General features: G+C 57.8%; 18 protein-coding genes and 1 pseudogene. 7 read left to right on the top strand and 12 right to left on the bottom strand.

Annotated elements, in window-relative coordinates; all coding sequences use genetic code 11:
- Positions 1–34: 34 nt before the first annotated feature.
- Together cfa and punC are read right to left on the bottom strand one after the other, a co-directional pair.
- Positions 35–1183: a cyclopropane fatty acyl phospholipid synthase gene (gene cfa / locus FHN83_RS21525; protein WP_139564875.1), complete on the bottom strand. Its 1149-nt coding sequence runs from the start codon at positions 1181–1183 to the stop codon at positions 35–37.
- Positions 1184–1463: 280 nt separating this feature from the next.
- Positions 1464–2660, bottom strand: a complete 1197-nt coding sequence (gene punC / locus FHN83_RS21530) for a purine nucleoside transporter PunC (RefSeq protein ID WP_139564876.1) — start codon at positions 2658–2660, stop codon at positions 1464–1466.
- Between the two features lie 115 nt (positions 2661–2775).
- On the opposite strand from punC, the gene punR reads away from it, so the two are divergent.
- Entirely contained in the window at positions 2776–3699 is a 924-nt protein-coding gene (punR, locus tag FHN83_RS21535; RefSeq protein ID WP_139564877.1) for a DNA-binding transcriptional activator PunR, read from the top strand.
- Between the two features lie 5 nt (positions 3700–3704).
- Here the strand turns inward: punR and purR are convergent, their stop codons facing one another.
- Positions 3705–4730, bottom strand: coding sequence for an HTH-type transcriptional repressor PurR (purR, locus tag FHN83_RS21540; RefSeq protein ID WP_039029137.1), 1026 nt, complete (start codon positions 4728–4730; stop codon positions 3705–3707).
- Between the two features lie 295 nt (positions 4731–5025).
- On the opposite strand from purR, the gene cydH reads away from it, so the two are divergent.
- Positions 5026–5115, top strand: coding sequence for a cytochrome bd-I accessory subunit CydH (cydH, locus tag FHN83_RS21545; RefSeq protein ID WP_072036634.1), 90 nt, complete (start codon positions 5026–5028; stop codon positions 5113–5115).
- Positions 5116–5279: 164 nt separating this feature from the next.
- Positions 5280–6446, top strand: coding sequence for an MFS transporter (locus tag FHN83_RS21550; protein WP_138368827.1), 1167 nt, complete (start codon positions 5280–5282; stop codon positions 6444–6446).
- Positions 6447–6484: 38 nt separating this feature from the next.
- On the opposite strand, the gene sodB is transcribed toward FHN83_RS21550, so the two are convergent.
- Together sodB and FHN83_RS21560 are read right to left on the bottom strand one after the other, a co-directional pair.
- A complete protein-coding gene (gene sodB / locus FHN83_RS21555; RefSeq protein ID WP_039029139.1) occupies positions 6485–7066 on the bottom strand; it encodes a superoxide dismutase [Fe] in 582 nt (193 codons plus the stop codon).
- A 124-nt stretch (positions 7067–7190) separates the two neighbouring features.
- Positions 7191–8012, bottom strand: a complete 822-nt coding sequence (locus FHN83_RS21560; protein WP_139564878.1) for a C40 family peptidase — start codon at positions 8010–8012, stop codon at positions 7191–7193.
- Between the two features lie 337 nt (positions 8013–8349).
- Here FHN83_RS21560 and grxD point away from each other — a divergent pair, with 337 nt between their 5' ends.
- The gene (gene grxD / locus FHN83_RS21565) at positions 8350–8697 is read left to right on the top strand and encodes a monothiol glutaredoxin 4 (RefSeq protein WP_032617810.1); all 348 of its coding nucleotides are present in this window, start codon (positions 8350–8352) and stop codon (positions 8695–8697) included.
- Between the two features lie 45 nt (positions 8698–8742).
- Here the strand turns inward: grxD and rnt are convergent, their stop codons facing one another.
- From rnt to eptA, 5 genes are all read right to left on the bottom strand, one after another.
- A complete protein-coding gene (gene rnt / locus FHN83_RS21570) occupies positions 8743–9393 on the bottom strand; it encodes a ribonuclease T (RefSeq protein WP_138368829.1) in 651 nt (216 codons plus the stop codon).
- A 96-nt stretch (positions 9394–9489) separates the two neighbouring features.
- Positions 9490–9897 (bottom strand): lactoylglutathione lyase, encoded by a 408-nt coding sequence (gene gloA / locus FHN83_RS21575; RefSeq protein WP_138368830.1) that lies wholly within the window; start codon positions 9895–9897, stop codon positions 9490–9492.
- A gap of 83 nt (positions 9898–9980) precedes the next feature.
- Positions 9981–11078 (bottom strand): alkene reductase, encoded by a 1098-nt coding sequence (locus tag FHN83_RS21580; protein WP_139564879.1) that lies wholly within the window; start codon positions 11076–11078, stop codon positions 9981–9983.
- A gap of 53 nt (positions 11079–11131) precedes the next feature.
- Positions 11132–11731: a TetR/AcrR family transcriptional regulator gene (locus FHN83_RS21585; RefSeq protein WP_039029296.1), complete on the bottom strand. Its 600-nt coding sequence runs from the start codon at positions 11729–11731 to the stop codon at positions 11132–11134.
- A gap of 38 nt (positions 11732–11769) precedes the next feature.
- Positions 11770–13398 carry a phosphoethanolamine transferase EptA gene (eptA, locus tag FHN83_RS21590; RefSeq protein ID WP_139565469.1) on the bottom strand — a complete coding sequence of 543 codons (1629 nt, stop codon included), beginning with the start codon at positions 13396–13398 and terminating at the stop codon, positions 11770–11772.
- A gap of 149 nt (positions 13399–13547) precedes the next feature.
- On the opposite strand from eptA, the gene FHN83_RS21595 reads away from it, so the two are divergent.
- The 3 genes from FHN83_RS21595 to sodC all read left to right on the top strand — a co-directional run bounded on the left by FHN83_RS21595 (position 13548) and on the right by sodC (position 15331).
- Positions 13548–13787, top strand: a complete 240-nt coding sequence (locus tag FHN83_RS21595) for a DUF1289 domain-containing protein (RefSeq protein WP_103179366.1) — start codon at positions 13548–13550, stop codon at positions 13785–13787.
- Between the two features lie 48 nt (positions 13788–13835).
- A complete protein-coding gene (locus FHN83_RS21600; protein WP_139564880.1) occupies positions 13836–14732 on the top strand; it encodes an aldo/keto reductase in 897 nt (298 codons plus the stop codon).
- A gap of 80 nt (positions 14733–14812) precedes the next feature.
- Positions 14813–15331 carry a superoxide dismutase [Cu-Zn] SodC gene (gene sodC, locus FHN83_RS21605; protein ID WP_139564881.1) on the top strand — a complete coding sequence of 173 codons (519 nt, stop codon included), beginning with the start codon at positions 14813–14815 and terminating at the stop codon, positions 15329–15331.
- Here the strand turns inward: sodC and FHN83_RS21610 are convergent.
- Both FHN83_RS21610 and FHN83_RS21615 read right to left on the bottom strand, forming a co-directional pair.
- Positions 15310–17328 carry an FUSC family protein gene (locus tag FHN83_RS21610; protein ID WP_139564882.1) on the bottom strand — a complete coding sequence of 673 codons (2019 nt, stop codon included), beginning with the start codon at positions 17326–17328 and terminating at the stop codon, positions 15310–15312. The genes sodC and FHN83_RS21610 overlap by 22 nt on opposite strands.
- Positions 17325–18182: pseudogene (locus FHN83_RS21615) on the bottom strand (efflux RND transporter periplasmic adaptor subunit). Before FHN83_RS21615 ends, FHN83_RS21610 begins: the two are co-directional and overlap by 4 nt.
- Between the last annotated feature and the right edge of the window lie 4 nt (positions 18183–18186).

Raw genomic sequence — 18186 nt, forward strand, 5'->3', positions numbered from 1 at the left:
TAATAAAATACCCCGGCATGCCGGGGTATTTTATTTAGCGGGCTACCCGCAGGCCGTGCTCCACGCCGCGGCTGAATACCACCTGCCACAGCTGAATATCACGGGCGCGAAACGCCCCGGCGCAGGCGTTCAGATAGTAGCTGAACATCCGTTTAAATCGTTCAGAATAGTTGTCGGCGATCTCCGGCCAGCTGGCAATAAAGCGCTCATGCCAGGCCATCAGCGTCGTATCGTAGTCAGCGCCAAAGTTATGCCAGTCCTCCATCACAAAATGGGGTTCGCTGGCATTCGCAATCTGGCGTACTGACGGTAAACAGCCATTCGGAAAGATGTACTTATCTATCCAGGGATCGACGCGATGGTCGGTTTTTCGGGAGCCGATGGTGTGCAGCAGGAACAGGCCGTCGGGCTTCAGGTTGCGATCCACCACCTCAAAGTAGGTCGGGTAGTTTTTCGGCCCCACGTGTTCGAACATCCCCACCGAGACAATGCGATCGAACTGGTCGTTGAGATCCCGGTAATCCTGCAACAGAATAGCGACATCCAGACTGGCGCAGCGCGCCTGCGCCATGCGCTGCTGTTCCGCTGAAATGGTAACGCCCACCACGCTGACGCCATAGTGCCGTGCCATAAACTCCGCCAGACCACCCCAGCCGCAGCCGATATCCAGTACCCTCATGCCGGGTTCCAGCTGCAGTTTTTCGCAGATAAGGCGCAGTTTATCCTGCTGCGCCTGCTCAAGGCTGGTCGCCTGTTTCCAGTAACCGCAGGAGTACTGCATGGCCGGGTCGAGCATGCGGCTGAACAGATCGTTGCCGAGATCGTAATGCTCTTTGCCGACAATCCAGGCGCGCTTTTTACTTTGCAGATTGAACAGGCGGGCAGCGGCAATACGCAGGGTATCCTTCAGGTGGTTGGGCAGTTGCTGCTCCAGGCCCGCCCGCAGGACGTTATTGAAAAAAATATCGAGGCGCTCGCACTCCCACCAGCCGTCCATATAGCTTTCGCCAAGGCCAAGCGACCCTTCCTGCAGGACGCGTTTAAAAAAGTCGGGGTGTTTGACCTGCAAATCGAAGGATGCCGGGCCGTTGATGGTGATCCCTGCACGGCTCAGCATTTCATTGATTATCCGGTACCAGTTATCTTTGCGAACGCTGACTTCTTCCAGACACGATGAACTCATAGCTTCTCCACCACATGATGTGATCAGAACCCTTAAACAGCGTAGCCGCTCTTTATGGTTTGTGAGAAATCTCACGGTGTGACCCGCGAGGCTAATATCCGACGTAGAACAGAGGAAGGGAGATAACCCTTGCCGAAAGGCCATCCATGCTAAAACGGGAGCACTCCGGCTCCCGTTAATACTTAATAATTTTCGTATTTATCAGAATGCGCTAATAAGTATAGGCCTGATAAATGGGTGCTTCAACAGAAAATCGTTAGCACCCTAATCAGTTACGCCATCAGGCGCGAGAGGACTCCGCCTGCATCTCGTCATGCTGCTGGCGGGCAGGGAGGTACTGCATCCGGTAGCCCAGCGCGGCCAGTATCACGGTGGCGACCATCACGCTGGTGGTGGTCAGCAGCGGGGTGGCAATCAGCCATGAGACCAGCAGGCTGGCAAGGAAGCAGAGGCCCAGCTGCAGGGTGTTCTGCAACGCGGCCGCGCTGCCGGTGGCCTGCGGGAAGGGACGCAGCGCCTGCGCGACGACGATAGGGTAGATCGCGCCGTTCGCCACCGCCATCAGGCAGAAGGGTATCAGCAGCTCCGCCAGGCTCACGCCCGGAATAAACCCTACCGCCCAGGTGCCTATCACGCTGAGCGCAAACAGGCCCAGCAGCCACGGCAGCATCTGGTGACCCTGCCATTTTTGCAGCGCAGCGCGACAGCCGTAGCCACCAATCAGGAAGGCGATGGTCTGCGGCACGTAGCTCAGGCCGATCGCTGCCGGGCTGTAGCCCATCTCGCTGAGGATAAACGGCGAGCCGGTCAGCCAGGCGAAGAAGCTGGCGGAACAGGCGGCGTAGATCAGCACGTTACCGCGATAAACACGCGAGCGGAGCAGGGTGAAGAAGGTGACGCGGGACTCAGGCCGATCCGCTTTTGCCGCGACCGGTTTCAGGAAAAAGGCCGGGATCATCAGCACCAGGGTGATGGCAAACAGCACGGCAAAAATGGCCTGCCAGCTGAAATGGGCGAGGATCCAGCTGCCGAGCAGCGGTGCCAGGGCCGGTGACAGCCCCACCAGCGGCATGATGGTGGCGAAAATCCGGTTGGTCCGCGTCGCCGGGTAGTAGTCCGTCACCAGCGCCTGCCAGGTGACCGCCGCCGCGCAGACGCCTACCGCCTGGATAAAGCGCAGCACCAGCAGCCAGGTGGCATCGCGTACCCACAGCATGCCCAGACAGCCCAGCGCGAAGATGGCTAAACCGGTCAGCAGAACCGGCTTACGCCCGAAGCGGTCGGACATCGGTCCCCACAGCAGCTGCGCGAAAGCAAAGCCCGCAAGGAAGAGGCTCAGGCTGGCGCTGATGGCGGCCGCCGGGGTTTGCAGATCTTCCTGCATGATCGAGAAGGCAGGCAGATACATATCGGTGGCGAGGAAGCCCAGTACGCTCAGGCCGCCAAGCCAGACTAAAAATCCTTTCCTGGGTTGCATTGTTTTATTGTCCTTATGGGTGCAGGTTTAGGTAGCCGCTGAGTGTAGGCAGTGCAATCCCGCTTGTGAAACGCTAATATTTGGCGGTTGCATTCAAATTTTTTGCAGGCAGAAAATGTGGTCTGAATATTCCCTTGAAGTGGTGGACGCCGTGGCGCGTAACGGCAGTTTCAGCGGCGCGGCCCAGGAGCTGCACCGCGTTCCCTCGGCGATCAGCTATACGGTGCGTCAGCTTGAGGAGTGGCTGGCGGTGCCGCTGTTTGAACGGCGCCATCGCGACGTGGAGCTCACCCCGGCCGGCATGTGGTTTCTGAAGGAGGGGCGCTCTGTTATCAAAAAAATGCAGATCACCCGCGAACAGTGCCAGCAGATCGCCAACGGCTGGCGCGGGCACATCTCCATTGCGGTGGACAACATCGTTCGCCCCGAGCGCACCCGCCAGATGATTGTCGATTTTTACCGTCACTTCTCTGACGTCGAGCTGCGGGTCTCCCAGGAGGTCTTTAACGGCGTGTGGGATGCGCTGGCGGACGGCAGGGTGGAGATGGCCATCGGCGCGACCCAGGCGATCCCGGTGGGGGGACGCTACGCTTTTCGCGATATGGGCATGCTGAGCTGGATCTGCGTGGTGGCGAGCCATCATCCGCTGGCCGCGCTTCCCGACCCGCTCAGCGATGATACCCTGCGCAACTGGCCGTCGCTGGTGCGGGAAGACACCTCCCGCTCGCTGCCAAAACGCATCACCTGGCTGCTGGACAACCAGCGGCGGATCGTCACCCCGGACTGGGAGTCGGCGGCAACCTGCCTCTCGGCCGGACTGTGCGTGGGGATGGTGCCGGTGCATTTTGCCCGCCCGTGGATCGACAGCGGCAAATGGGTGGAACTGACGCTGGAGAACCCGTTCCCGGATGCGGCCTGCTGCCTGACCTGGCAACAAAACGATATGTCACCGGCGCTGGCGTGGCTGCTGGATTATCTGGGGGACAGTGAAACGATGAACAGGGAGTGGCTGCGGGAGCCAGAGGTGCTGGCTCCCTGAGGGGATCAACGGCGGTAGTCGCGGAACGGGCCATCGGCGACGGAGCGGCGTTCGATCAAACGCGGATGCACTTCAATGGACTGCGACTCTTCGCGCTTGTTGACGATACGGTCGAGCAGCATGTTGAAGGCCGTCTCCCCCAGCGAATCTTTTGGCTGGTGGATAGTGGTCAGCGCCGGGGTGAAGAACCGGGCGTTGCGCACGTTATCATAGCCGATCAGCGAAACGTCCTGCGGCACGCGCAGACCCATTTCATCGGCGGCGCACAGGGCGCCCATCGCCATAATGTCGCCGCCGCAGAAAATAGCGGTCGGACGCGGGCTCTGGGAGAGGATCTGCTGCATGGCGCGATAGCCGGACTCTGGCTCAAAGTCGCCCTGCACGATCCAGTTTTCCGGCACCGTGATTAACGCTTCTTCCATCGCTTTCATAAAACCGGCCAGACGCCCGGCACCGGTATTGCGCTCCAGCGCCCCCGGAATAACGCCGATGTCGCGGTGACCGCGTTCAATCAGATAACGTCCGGCCATATAGCCGCCTTCAAAGGCGTTATCGATCACCGAGTCGGTGAAGTCGGCTTTCGCTTCGCCCCAGTCCATCACCACCATCGGAATATTGCGATACTCTTCCAGCATCGTCAGCAGGGGCTCCGGATATTCGGAGCACATCACCAGCAGGCCGTCGACACGCTTTTGCGCCATCATTGACAGGTAGGCCCGCTGCTTCTCGAGGCTGTTCCAGGCGTTGCCGAGGATCAGGGTATAGCCTTTCTGGAAGCAGTTTTTCTCTACCGCTTCAATAATTTCTGCGAAGTAGGGGGCTTCGCTGCTGGTCGCCAGCAGGCCGATCGATTTGGTGTGATTCACCTTCAGACTGCGGGCCACGGCGCTGGGAGAGTAGTGCAGCTCTTTGATCGCTGCCCAGACGTTGTTACGCGTCTCTTCCGCCACAAAGCGGGTTTTGTTAATAACATGTGATACGGTTGTAGTGGAAACGTTTGCGCGTTTCGCTACGTCTTTAATTGTTGCCATCAGATGTCACTCCAGACCATATCTAAGCTCCTGAAAAACCAATAGGTAAACGTTTGCCTTCACTCGCCCTAATTGCGCAATTTGAATTGCGGTACGCCGGGAAAACGACACAGGACGTCAGGAGGGGGTCAATGGCCGGTACGCTAATAAATTTAGCGTGGAATTTTGTCTGATCTTGACCAAAAGGGGAAGAGTAAAAATGGATATCAACCTAATTCCCGCAAGATTTTTACCCTGAACTGTGCAAAAATGAGCAAGCTCACTCTTCATGGGGTGATTAAAAGGAGAAAAATTGATGAGTACCGATCTTAAGTTTTCGCTGGTTACCACCATTATTGTTCTGGGTCTGATCGTAGCAAGCGGTCTGACTGCTGCGCTGCACTGATCCTCGCGAGGGAGTCACCGCTCCCTCGTCTCCCTTCCTTTATTGTTACGCTCCCTGCAAAAATCTTTTGCCAAATTGTTAACTTCTCATTTTTTGTGATTGATGTCATGCTTTCGCCTTCATTGTTCTGTGTCGCCTGACGACACGGTGTCTGGAGTTGAAGTATGAGAATCAATTTTCCGCTGCTGGCCCTGGCCATTGGTGCGTTTGGTATCGGCACCACCGAGTTTTCCCCGATGGGGCTGTTACCGGTGATTGCCCGGGGTGTGGATGTTTCTATTCCCGCGGCAGGCATGCTGATCAGCGCCTACGCCATCGGCGTGATGGTGGGGGCGCCGCTGATGACCCTGCTGCTGTCGCACCGCGGTCGCCGTAACGCGCTGATCTTCCTGATGGCGATCTTTACCGTCGGTAACGTTCTCTCGGCGCTCTCCCCGGATTACACCACCCTGCTGCTGTCGCGCATTCTGACCAGCCTCAACCACGGCGCCTTCTTTGGCCTCGGGTCTGTGGTGGCCGCAAGCGTGGTGCCGAAGCACAAACAGGCCAGCGCCGTGGCAACCATGTTTATGGGGCTGACCATCGCCAACATCGGCGGCGTCCCTGCCGCGACCTGGATGGGCGAAGCGATCGGCTGGCGCATGTCATTCCTCGCAACCGCGCTGCTCGGCGTGGTCTCGATGATCGCACTGTTCTTCTCTCTGCCAGCGGGCGGGGCGGGCGAAAAGCCGGAAGTGCGCAAAGAGCTGGCGGTGCTGATGCGCCCGCAGGTGCTCTCGGCCTTGCTGACTACCGTGCTCGGTGCCGGGGCGATGTTTACGCTCTACACCTACATTGCACCGGTCCTGCATGACATTAACAACGCCACGCCTGCCTTTGTCACCGCGATGCTGGTGCTGATTGGCGTCGGTTTCTCGCTTGGCAACTTCCTCGGCGGCAAGCTGGCGGACCGCTCCGTGAGCGGCACCCTGAAGGGGTTTTTACTGCTGCTGATCGTCATCATGCTGGCGATCCCGTGGCTGGCGCGTAACGAAGTGGGCGCGGCATTTGCGATGGTGGTGTGGGGAATGGCGACCTTTGCGGTAGTACCACCGCTGCAGATGCGCGTGATGCGTGTAGCGAGCGATGCGCCGGGGTTATCCTCTTCCGTGAATATCGGGGCGTTTAACCTCGGGAATGCGCTGGGGGCGGCGGCCGGTGGGGCGGTGATCTCGGGCGGACTGGGTTACAGCTTCGTTCCGGTGATGGGGGCCATCATTGCGGCGCTGGGGCTTCTGCTGGTGCTGACTGCTGACAGAAAACAACCTGATCCGGTGTGTGCTACCGAATAAAACAGAAAAGCAGAAGGCCGGGCCTTCTGCTTTTTTTGTTACGCCGCGAAGTTCTTCGCAACAAACGCCCAGTTTACCAGCGCCCAGAAGTGCTCAAGATAGTTCGGGCGCGCATTGCGGTAATCGATGTAGTACGCGTGCTCCCAAACATCCACCGTTAACAGCGGGGTGGCGTTGCTGGTCAACGGCGTGCCCGCGTTGGAAGTAGAAACGATGGCCAGTTTGCCGTCCGCCTCTTTTACCAGCCAGGTCCAGCCTGCGCCAAAGTTCTTCACCGCCGCGTCGGTAAACTTCGCCTTAAACTCTGCAAAGCTGCCGAAGGTAGCGGTGATGGCATCTGCCAGTTCACCGGTCGGTTCGCCACCGGCCTGTGGTGCCAGGCAGTGCCAGTAGAAGGTGTGGTTCCATACCTGTGCGGCGTTGTTGAATACGCCGCCCTCGGAGCTGCGCACGATCTCTTCCAGGGTTTTCCCTTCAAAGGCGGTACCGGCGATAAGGTTGTTCAGGTTGGTAACGTAGGTCTGGTGGTGTTTGCCGTAGTGGTATTCCAGGGTCTCCGCAGAAATATGCGGGGCCAGGGCGTCTTTTGCATACGGTAATGCAGGTAATTCAAACGACATTGCTTCTCTCCTTATTATAGTGATCCATTCAATAACCATATTGAATGTAAGGGTAGAGTAGCAAATTGAAAGGGTATGCAAAAGAGGAACTTACCCCGCTGGCGTGCCAGCGGGGTAGGGGAGATTAACGCAGGGTGTTGGCCTTCATCACGCGGCGCGCGCCGACGTAATGGCGCTGCCAGTAGTCTTCGCTCAGGGAGGTGATCTGAATGTCCTGGCCGGTACGCGGGGACTGGATAAATTTGCCGTTGCCCACGTAAACGCCCACGTGGTCGGCGGTGCCGCGCCCACGGGTGCGGAAGAACACCAGATCGCCGCTTTCGAGCTCGCCGCGATCGACCGGAGAGGCGTCACGCAGGTGGTACATTTCGTTCGCGGTGCGCGGAATACGGAATTTAACCAGGTCTTTATAGGCGTAATAAACCAGGCCGCTGCAGTCGAAACCGGTACGCGGCGAGGAACCGCCCCAGCGATAGGGTTTACCAATCTGGCCCATTAGTTTATTTAACGCCGTTTTTTGCGCCTTTTGCACCCGGACTTTATGCGCTTCAGCAAGGGTCGTGGTTTTGCTGGTTTTGACGCACTGCGTTTTGCGTCCTTTACGGGTGGTGCATTTTTCTGTCACAACGCGGGAGGCGGTTTGCGTGGTGCGGGTCGCGCTGCGGGAGGAAGTTTTGCTTTTCTTGCTGGAGGTGGCTGGCTGTGTTTTAGCGAGGCTACTTTTTTTGCTGCTGCTCTTTTTGCTGGTAGTGCTTTTTTTCGTGCTCTCTTTTTTGCTGGTTTTACTGGTGCTGCTTTTTTTCTTAGGTTCGGTTGCTTTCGCCAGATGCGTTTTATGGGCGGCAGAAGGCCGCGCCTGCTCTGAGGCGTTTGCCACCGGCGTGAAGGTGAGAGATGAAAACAGCAAAGCACAGAGCGTGATCGAGAATTTATTTATTCGCGCCACTGGGCATTCCCCTGGTAATCGCAGGATATAAATAACCCTGCGTATGATTTACAAAACTCGTCGATTCTAATCTATAAAAAGGCCCGACGTTAATAAACTTTTTGCATCTAAAACTGTGTTTCGTTAGCAAGTGCAAAAATATCAGAATTTCACAGGGGCATTCTGTACATTAGCTGTGCAAAACCGCAGCTAATCTCGCGATAAGGTATGTTGTGAATGCATCTTTAAAGGACGCGCGGTAAAATCATAAAGGTGACGAAAATGTTATTTTCCGTAGTCGGCCTGAAACGCTACAATGTCAGACTATTGCCGTAACAGAAGTAAAAGGAAGCAAAACATGAGCACTACTATTGAAAAAATTCAGCAACAAATCGCTGAAAACCCGATCCTGCTGTACATGAAAGGTTCTCCGAAACTGCCAAGCTGTGGTTTCTCCGCTCAGGCGGTCCAGGCGCTGTCTGCCTGTGGCGAACGTTTTGCTTACGTTGATATTCTGCAGAACCCGGATATCCGCGCTGAGCTGCCAAAATACGCTAACTGGCCGACCTTCCCGCAGCTGTGGGTTGACGGTGAACTGGTTGGCGGTTGCGACATCCTGATTGAGATGTATCAGCGTGGCGAACTGCAACAGCTGATCAAAGAGACGGCTGCGAAATACAAATCAGAAGAGCCAGGCGCCGAATAATTCCGCGTCCCGGTAAATAAAAAAGCGACCCTGAGGTCGCTTTTTTTATGCGTTGTTCTCGGCGTCCGGCAGCGGCCAGCCGCCGAGGCGTTTCCAGCGGTTAACGATTTCACAAAACAACTCCGCCGTGCGCTCGGTGTCATAAAGCGCCGAATGCGCCTGGGTACCGTCAAAATCGATACCGGCGGTAATACAGGCTTTAGAGAGGACGGTCTGCCCCAGCGCCAGTCCGCTTAAGGCGGCGGTATCGAAGGTCACAAACGGATGGAACGGGTTGCGCTTGAGCGATGCGCGCTCGGCGGCAGCCATCATAAAACTGTGATCGAAGGTAGCATTGTGCGCCACCATGATCGCGCGGTTACAGTTCTGGTCTTTCATTCCCTTGCGCACCATTTTGAAGATGGCATGCAGCGCGTCATATTCACTCACTGCCCCACGCAGCGGGTTATGGGGATCGATGCCATTAAACGCCAGCGCCTCAGGCTGCAGGTTCGCCCCTTCGAAAGGTTCGACGTGAAAGTGCAGCGTGGAGTCCTGCAGCAAATTGCCCTGTTCATCCATTTTCAACGTGATGGCGGCAATTTCCAGCAGCGCATCGGTTTTGGCATTAAATCCAGCGGTTTCGACATCTATCACAACAGGATAAAAACCACGAAAACGGTCGCACAGACCGGTAAGTTGAGCGTTATCGGACATCTGGATCTCTTACAAGGGGAAAAAAGCAGTGCGCATTATGGCAAATTTCGCAATGAGATGCAGTAAAACAACGGGCGCATTGCGCGCCCGTTACAATCAGTTGCCCAGACCGCGACCGGCGTCTTTGGCTTCAATCAGTTCGATTTTGTAACCGTCCGGATCTTCAACGAAGGCAATCACCGTGGTGCCGCCCTTAACCGGACCCGCTTCACGGGTGACGTTGCCGCCGTTGCTGCGAATGCGCTCGCAGGCTTCTGCGGCGTTATCCACTTCCAGCGCAATGTGACCGTAGGCGGTACCCAGCTCGTAGCTATCCACACCCCAGTTGTAGGTGAGTTCGATAACCGCTTCTTCGCTCTCTTCGCCGTAACCCACGAAGGCGAGGGAGTATTTGTACTCCGGGTTTTCGCTGGTGCGCAGCAGGGACATGCCCAGCACGTTGGTGTAAAACTCGATGGAACGTTGCAGATCGCCAACGCGCAGCATGGTGTGAAGTAGGCGCATATTATCCTCTTAGCTTTTTATCATCTTGAACAGAAACGATGTTTTAGTATAGCGGCGAATTGTCGCCGCTATCAATGAAGGGATTATAAAGAGGGATAATCGGTATAACCTTCTGCGCCGCCACCGTAGAAGCTCTCCGGACGCTGCGGGTTCAGCTCGGCTTTGTGCTTCAGGCGGGCCACCAGATCCGGGTTGGCGATGTAGGCGCGGCCAAAGGCCACGGCATCAATCAGCCCTTTGTTGATCAGATCTTCGGCTTTCTCCGGCGTGTACGCGCCCGCGCCGATAATCACGCCCGGGAAGCGGTCACGCACTTTCTGACGGAAGGCATCAGAATACGGTTCACCGCCGGCCCAGTCTGGCTCGGACATGTGCAGATAGGCGATGCCGCGTTTGGCCAGCTCTTCGATCAGGTACAGGGCGTCGGCTTCTTCGTTCGGGCCGTTATCCACGTTCTGGAAAGAGCCAATCGGCGAGACGCGGATCCCGATGCGATCTGCGCTCCACTCTTTCGAGACGGCATCAACCACTTCCAGCACCAGACGGGCGCGGTTCTCAACGCTGCCGCCGTACTGGTCGTTACGCTGGTTAGAAGACGGCGACAGGAACTGGTGCAGCAGATAGCCGTGGGCAGAGTGCAGCTCAACCAGGTCGAAACCGGCTTCGCGGGCATTGGCTACCGCCTGGCGGAAATCGTTAACGATCCCCGGGATTTCGTCCAGCTCCAGTGCGCGCGGGGTGGTGGTATCCGCACGGGTCGCATTGCCGTTTTCGTCACGCAGAGAGGTGCGGGTACCGGCGTTCAGGGCAGAGGCAGACACCGGCGCCTGACCGCCAGGCTGAAGGCTGCTGTGGGAGATGCGGCCGGTGTGCCACAGTTGCACCGCGATGCGGCCATCTTCGGCATGCACGCCGTCGGTAATTTTCTTCCAGGCGGCGATCTGCTCCGGGCTGTGCAGACCAGGTGCGCCAGCATAGCCTTTGGCCTGGGCAGAGATCTGCGTGGCTTCAGAGATGATCAGGCCCGCGCTGACGCGCTGACGATAGTATTCACCCATCAGCGGGGTCGGGATATCGCCCGGCTCAATGCTGCGCAGACGGGTGAGGGGGGCCATAAAGACACGGTTGGGTGCTTCGATCGCGCCCACTTTGAGCGAGGTAAATAATTTTTCGGCTGACATAGTGACTCCTGAGTAGACCGGTCGTCTAGTGATTCGATAAATAAAAACGCCTGTTAATTGCCAGGCGTAGCAATGATGTTCTTAACATGATCCAGCGCGCTCTCCAGCGGCAGCGCGCTGCGGGACATTTTGGCCTGCAGGTTGGCGCCCAGCCACAGGGAATAAAGTACCTGCGCCTGGGTGAGCGGTTCGCCGATGAAGGTCAGGGATTTTTCTTCCCGCCCCTTCGCCAGCGCCTGCGCCAGCAGGGTGATAACACCCGTGGCCCCTTTATCCATCGCCGTGCGCATATCTTCAGAGAGATCGCACACTTCGGCAGAAAGTTTTACCGTCAGGCAGCCGCTGATAATGCCCTGCGCGCAGAACTGGGTCAGCGTCTCCTGATAATAAGCCAGAACACGATCGCGACAGTTGCCCTTGCCGCTGGCGAAATGGCTGGCCAGACGCTGATGGTAGCCCGCATAGTGGCGCTCCAGCAGGGCCACGCCAAACGCCTCTTTGGAGCGGAAGTAGTGATAAAACGACCCCTTCGGCACATCGGCGGTTTTCAGCAGCTCGCTCAGACCCATCCCGGTAAACCCGCGGTGCATGCAAAGACGCTCGCCGGTCGCAAGGAGATGTTCGCGTGTATCGTGTTCAGTATGCTTGTTCATGTCGTCAATGTAGTAGACCAATCGGTCTAATGCAAGCCTTATGTTCGACGACAGTGGGTAAGCAGATCCATTTGCGACTGATAAACCGAGGTCTGGATATTCATCATCCCCAGCACCGTGGAGAAGAGGTTGTCCTGCGACACCGCCTCTTTCGCCGCCTGGTCGCGCAGGCACTGCTCGTCCACGCCAAAGTTCTTTTTATAATCCTGCGACAGCCAGAACATAAACGGAATGTGCGTCTGCTGTTCCGGGGCCAGCATGTACGGCGTGCCGTGCAGATAGAGTCCGTTTTCCCCCAGCGATTCGCCGTGATCCGAGAGATAGACCAGCGCCGTATTCATCGTCGCCTGACGCGCTTTCAGGGCGTCGATGGTTTTACTCAGCACGCTGTCGGTGTACAGAATGGTGTTGTCATAGGTGTTTATTAGCGCCTGATGATCGCAGTCCTGGATCTGGTTTGTGTCGCAGGTTGGGGTGAATTTGCGGTACTGCTCCGGATAGCGCTCGTAGTAGGCCGGACCGTGGCTGCCCATCAGGTGGATCACCAGCACCGTATCCTGCTTCAGGCCATCAAGCGTGTCGTTCAGCCGATAGAGGTTAACGTCGTCAATGCAGGATTTGTCCTTACAGAACTGATCCAGCTTCCACTGCGTCATGTCGGTGTGCGGGATGCGGTTGCAGGCACCTTTACACCCGCCGTCGTTATCCCGCCACAGCAGGTTGACCCCGGCGTGGCCCAGCACATCCAGCAGCCCTTCCTGATGATGGGCAAGGTCGGCATCGTATTTTTTGCGCGGCATGCCCGAGAACATGCAGGGCACGGAGACGGCGGTTTCGGTACCGCAGGAGGAGGCCTGCGGGAAGTTAATCACGTTCTGCTTTTCAAGTTCAGGATTGGTATCGCGACCATAGCCGTTAAGGGAGTAGTTTTCCGCCCTGGAGGCTTCACCGACCACCAGCACCAGCACGGTCTTTTTCTGCTGCGCCATCAGCACCGGGCCTTTACGCGCGTCTTCACCGAGACGGATTAAGGTCTGGTCGCCTGCGAACCAGCGCGCCTTGCTGTACTTGGCGATGGCGCTGACGTAGTTGGCTGGCGTCACCATTTTGACGATGCCTTTGTTATTGCGAAACAGCGAGGCGTAGTCTTTATAGAAGACCGCCGCCACCAGAATAATCACCACCAGGCTTGCGAGGATAGCCGCCACGCGCATCAACAACGTCTGCCACCACTTACCTGGACGGATGCGGATCATCGCCAGCACGACGGCAGGCACCAGACCGGCGACGGCCAGCCACAGCAGCAGCTGAGGCGTGATCAGCGCCGTCGCTTCCTGGGAGTTGGTCTCGAAGACGTTGACCATCATATTCTGGTCAATCACCGCCCCGTAGGTAAACATAAACCAGGTCGCCGCCGCGCAGCCGAGGGTAAGCACCACCAGCAGCGGTTTGCGGATCAACGGGATGTTCAGAATGCTGAAAACGATAACCCAGCCGCAGAACAGCACCAGCGGCACGGTAAGGGCGAAAAGAAAATCATGCAGCCGGGCCGGGGAGATCACCTGCCAGCTGCGGTGAATAAAGAGGGCGTTTAACAGGGTAAACAGCAGTGCGCAGCCCAGCGTAAATTTCGTGTCGTTACACTGTAACTTTTTGAGGGTCAGCATCATCATTAAAACCAGGGATTATTTTGATGAGGCGAGTATAAAGAGCGAAGATTAGTGAAACCTTAATGCCACAATTCTGTGGTTGACCTCTTGCGTAACCCCGGCTTAAGGTCTTCACTTTACTAAATCTTGGGTCCGGGGAGGTACGTGTGGCTGAACAACTGGAGTTCTTTCCTGTCCAGAGCCCGTGCCGGGGTATTTGCCAGTCGGACGAGCGCGGATTTTGTCGCGGCTGTATGCGCAGCCGGGAAGAGCGCTTTAACTGGCAGTCCATGAGCGACGCCCAGAAACAGGAGATCCTGCGCCTGTGCCGCCAGCGTCTTTTGCGCAAATTGCGCGCAAACAAGCCCCCCGAAGCCGAAGAACCGCAGCAGCCCTCACTGTTTTAGCCCCGTAAACGCGTATACTCTCCGCAGATTTTTTTAAAGGAAATAACTATGGTTCAGCGTATTACCCTTGCCCCGCAGGGCCCGGAGTTTTCCCGTTTTGTGATGGGCTACTGGCGTCTGATGGACTGGAACATGTCCGCCCAACAGCTGGCGAGCTTTATTGAAGAGCATCTGGATCTGGGGATCACTACCGTCGATCACGCCGATATTTATGGCGGCTACCAGTGTGAAGCGGCCTTCGGCGAGGCGATGAAGCTCTCCCCGGCGCTGCGCCAGCGGATGGAGATCGTCACCAAGTGCGGGATCGCCACCACCGCGAAGTCAGAGCATGCCCTCGGCCACTATATTACCGACCGCGACCACATTGTTCGCAGCGCCGAGCAGTCTCTCACCCATCTGGCGACCGATTACCTTGACCTGCTGCTGATCCACCGTCCCGACCCGCTGATGGATGCCGATGAGGTTGCTGAAGCCTTCCTCGCCCTGCATCAGAGCGGCAAGGTGCGCCACTTTGGCGTTTCTAACTTTACCCCGGCCCAGTTCGCGCTGCTGCAGTCGCGTCTGCCGTTTACGCTCGCGACCAACCAGGTTGAGATTTCGCCGGTTTATCAGCCGCTGCTGCTGGACGGCACCCTCGATCAGCTGCAGCAGCTGCGCATCCGCCCGATGGCCTGGTCCTGCCTCGGCGGTGGACGTCTGTTCAACGATGAATCCTTCCAGCCGCTGCGCGATGAGCTGGCGCAGGTGGCTCAGGAGCTGAACGCCGAAACCATCGAGCAGGTGGTATATGCGTGGATTTTACGCCTGCCATCCCAGCCGCTGCCGATCATCGGTTCCGGCAAAATCGAGCGCGTGCGTTCGGCGCTGGCGGCAGAGCAGCTGAACATGACCCGTCAGCAGTGGTTCCGCATCCGTAAAGCCGCGCTGGGTTACGACGTGCCGTAATTCTCTATTTATCTGACTTTCCGGTTAAAACCTTGCCCCTGGTATAAACTTAAGGGGCAAAAAATAACCAAGGAGGTCATATGAAGCGATTTACTCTGGCAGTGTTGACGCTGGTGGTGTGCGCAGGTGCGCAGGCCGCCAGCGAAGAAGTCAAGATGAACCTCGTCACCTCTCAGGGGATCGGCCAGTCCATCGGGACGGTGAAAATCACCGAAACCGATAAAGGCCTGGAGTTTTCCCCGGATCTCAAAGCCCTCCCGCCGGGCGAACACGGTTATCACGTTCACGCCAAAGGCTCCTGCGAACCCGCCATGAAGGACGGCAAACCCTCCGCCGCTGAGGCCGCAGGCGGCCACCTCGATCCTCATAACACCGGTAAACATGAAGGGCCGGAGGGCATGGGCCACTTAGGCGATCTCCCCGCGCTGGTGGTGAATAACGACGGTAAAGCCACCGACCCGGTCGTCGCCCCGCGCCTCAAAAAGCTGGATGAGGTGAAGGGCAAGGCACTGATGATCCACGTCGGCGGCGATAATATGTCGGATCAGCCAAAACCGCTTGGCGGTGGCGGGGCGCGTTACGCCTGCGGGGTGATCTGATCGCTCAGGGTGCCCGGCGCGGGCGCCTGTTCCAGCTGGGATAGCGAGCAGTGCAGTCGCCAGATCAGGGCTGCCAGCTCCTGCCCGGCCGGTTGCGGATGATGGGCCAGGGCATCACAGATGCGCTGAAGCTCGTCCAGGGTGGTGGCAAGGGGGCGCTGCTGGACGCCGCGCTCGCTCATGATGTCACGCAGCAGCGATACCGCGACGTCACGCACCCGGGAGAGCGGATCTGAGCGTGTCTCCCAGTCGCGAAGCTGCCAGACCACGTGGCTGCAGTTGAGCAATACCACGCCCCAGCGCAGCAGCCAGCGTCGCGCGAGCGCATCCTGGCTGCTGTTCAGCTGGTTCACATGGTGATAGACCAGCGATTCGTATCCATTCTCGCTCAGCCGCGGCCTGCGGCTGAGCTGATCGACAAATCCCCGCCGCAGCTCCCGGATGTGACGACGGCTTTTCCGCGCGTCCGATCCCGGGCGCAGCACCGCAAAGGCCAGCCACGTCAGCCCCACGCCCAGAATTTTTGCCAGATCGTCATTGAGGAAATCGGCAAAGTCATACACCGGCGGGTTGGTCACCGAAATAAATGACCCCATAAACACAATCAGCTGACCCCACAGACCGGCCATGGCGGGCATCTGCTGCTTCAGCAGCTGCATGGTGGTCAGGAGCGGGAACAGAAACAGCAGGAACAGCCACAGATCCGAGATCTGCACCATCAGGCCAAACTTAACCACAAAGCTGAACAGCGACAGCAGAACCAGGGTACGCAGCAGCAGGGTGAGCGAGTTAAACGGCGAGGCCGCCACCGAATAGAGCACGCTGCTGATCGCCGCCAGGGTCAGAGCCGCTCCCCCGGCATCCCACTGGGCGGCAATGGTCCAGGCCCCCACCAGACTCAGGGCGCAGAAGGTGCGAAAGCCACTCCACAGCGCTTCAAGATTATCGGTATGGCGCGCCAGCGCCGGACTGCGGGGCACCGCAAACTCGGTAATCGGGGTGGCCATTTCCACAGCTTTAATCCAGCGGCTGCTGCGCAAATAGAGGCGGCTAAAGTAAATCAACCGCTGCCAGAAGGCGCGATGGCGATAATCGGCGCTATTTTCCGGCCTGAGCGGGGCGATAATCCGCGCCACGGTATAGAAGTCGGACTCTGGTCGGGCAAGGGCGGCGAGCAGCTGGTCGATGACCTCACGGGTGTGGGCGGGCGGGTTGGGCCAGTTCAACAGCATGCGGCGCAGGCTTGAGATGGCGCTGGTCATCCGCAGCTGCTGGTGAAGAAGATAGTTGAGCAGGGCATTCTGGCGGCGAAAACGGTAGTGGCTCCAGAAGGCCTGAATGCGCAGCAGGTTCATGGTCAGGATCTGGGCGATCACCTTCTCATGGGCCAGGCGAATGGCATCGTTGCTCTCGGGCTGCCACAGCAGGCTGGCGTGCTCCAGAAGCCTGCTGTGCATGGTTTTCAGCGCGGTAATCAGGGCGGTGCCGTCGGAGGTGCTGGGGAGGATCATCATCATCACCCCGCCGCTGAGAATACCGATAATAACTTCGCACACCCGGGCCTGGGCGATATCCCACAGCTGGGTGGTGTCGAGGATATCGATGACCGGGAAGGCGATGATCGCCGCGGTATAACCGGCAAGCTGGAAGGCGTAGGCGACGTTGTTGGTGAAATGGGCGCAGGCCCAGGTACAGACGGCGAGCCAGGCAGCCATGCTGAACAGAAACAGCCAGGGATCGTTGAGCGTATGCCCGGCAATAATCAGCGCCGCCGTTGCGCCAAGCAGGCTGCCCGCCACGCGGCCGAGACTTTTACTGATTACGCCGCCCACGGTCGGGAAGCTGACCACCGCCGCCGAGGTCATCGCCCAGTAGGGTTCATCCAGGTTGAGACAGTAGGCGACGGTCAGGGCCAGGCACATCGCTATCCCGTTGCGCAGGGCATAGCGCCACTGCGCCGGGGACGCTTTAATCCACGGCAGGTTGTGCCAGTTCACGGCGCGGTGCCGATGGAAACGGTGCAGGTGGTGCCGGAGACCAGGTTCAGGTCCGCTGGCAGCTGGTCAAAAGCGATGCGCACCGGGATGCGCTGCGCCAGCCGCACCCACGGGATATTAGGCTTAACGTCCGGCACCAGGCCAGAGTCGGTCTCCACGCTCTGATCGTAGATGGCGCGACCGATACTGGATACGTGACCCTGTAACCTTTGCGAACCGCTGTAGAGGACAATCTGCGCTGGCGCACCCTCACGGATATGCCGGAGCTTGGTCTCTTCGAAATAGCCCACCACGTAAAAGGAGTGGCTATCGACCAGGGCAAACACCGGCTAGCCGGTGGTGGCATAATCGCCCACGCGGGTGGAGAGATTGGTCACCCAGCCGTCTACCGGGGCTTTAACCACCGTCTGGGTCAGCTGCCACTGGGCCTGTTTGAGGGTTGCTTCGGCTACCGCCACGCTGGCCTGCATCGCCTTGACGTTAATGTTGGCGGTATCCAGATCTTCTGCGGAGATATACTTTTGCGACAGATGGCGGCGACGGTTGGCTTCGTTATTGGCTTTTGCCAGGTCGGACTGGGCTTTTGCCAGCTGGGCTTCGGCGTTCAGCACCGCAATATGGTAAGGCGTCTCATCAATCTGAAACAGCACCTCACCCGCATGCACAAACTGATTATCTTTAATCTTAAGAGTGGTAATGGTGCCGGAGACCTGGGGCGTTACGCTGACCTGTTCGGCGCGCACTTTTCCGTCCCGGGTCCAGGGTGACTGCATGTAATAGTTCCAGAGCCACCAGCCGGCAATCAGCGCCAGGGCCAGAACCAGCAATGATGAAAAATACTTAATTGTTTTCATAATG

Source organism: Leclercia adecarboxylata (assembly GCF_006171285.1).
In the GTDB taxonomy this organism is placed as follows: domain Bacteria; phylum Pseudomonadota; class Gammaproteobacteria; order Enterobacterales; family Enterobacteriaceae; genus Enterobacter; species Enterobacter barmai.

What these genes read in the sequence shown, in the direction of transcription:
- cfa (WP_139564875.1), bottom strand. Translation starts at nt 1,183, where the DNA reads ATGAGTTCATCGTGTCTGGAAGAAGTCAGCGTTCGCAAAGATAACTGG.
- punC (WP_139564876.1), bottom strand. Translation starts at nt 2,660, where the DNA reads ATGCAACCCAGGAAAGGATTTTTAGTCTGGCTTGGCGGCCTGAGCGTA.
- punR (WP_139564877.1), top strand. Translation starts at nt 2,776, where the DNA reads ATGTGGTCTGAATATTCCCTTGAAGTGGTGGACGCCGTGGCGCGTAAC.
- purR (WP_039029137.1), bottom strand. Translation starts at nt 4,730, where the DNA reads ATGGCAACAATTAAAGACGTAGCGAAACGCGCAAACGTTTCCACTACA.
- cydH (WP_072036634.1), top strand. Translation starts at nt 5,026, where the DNA reads ATGAGTACCGATCTTAAGTTTTCGCTGGTTACCACCATTATTGTTCTG.
- FHN83_RS21550 (WP_138368827.1), top strand. Translation starts at nt 5,280, where the DNA reads ATGAGAATCAATTTTCCGCTGCTGGCCCTGGCCATTGGTGCGTTTGGT.
- sodB (WP_039029139.1), bottom strand. Translation starts at nt 7,066, where the DNA reads ATGTCGTTTGAATTACCTGCATTACCGTATGCAAAAGACGCCCTGGCC.
- grxD (WP_032617810.1), top strand. Translation starts at nt 8,350, where the DNA reads ATGAGCACTACTATTGAAAAAATTCAGCAACAAATCGCTGAAAACCCG.
- rnt (WP_138368829.1), bottom strand. Translation starts at nt 9,393, where the DNA reads ATGTCCGATAACGCTCAACTTACCGGTCTGTGCGACCGTTTTCGTGGT.
- gloA (WP_138368830.1), bottom strand. Translation starts at nt 9,897, where the DNA reads ATGCGCCTACTTCACACCATGCTGCGCGTTGGCGATCTGCAACGTTCC.
- FHN83_RS21580 (WP_139564879.1), bottom strand. Translation starts at nt 11,078, where the DNA reads ATGTCAGCCGAAAAATTATTTACCTCGCTCAAAGTGGGCGCGATCGAA.
- FHN83_RS21585 (WP_039029296.1), bottom strand. Translation starts at nt 11,731, where the DNA reads ATGAACAAGCATACTGAACACGATACACGCGAACATCTCCTTGCGACC.
- eptA (WP_139565469.1), bottom strand. Translation starts at nt 13,398, where the DNA reads ATGCTGACCCTCAAAAAGTTACAGTGTAACGACACGAAATTTACGCTG.
- FHN83_RS21600 (WP_139564880.1), top strand. Translation starts at nt 13,836, where the DNA reads ATGGTTCAGCGTATTACCCTTGCCCCGCAGGGCCCGGAGTTTTCCCGT.
- sodC (WP_139564881.1), top strand. Translation starts at nt 14,813, where the DNA reads ATGAAGCGATTTACTCTGGCAGTGTTGACGCTGGTGGTGTGCGCAGGT.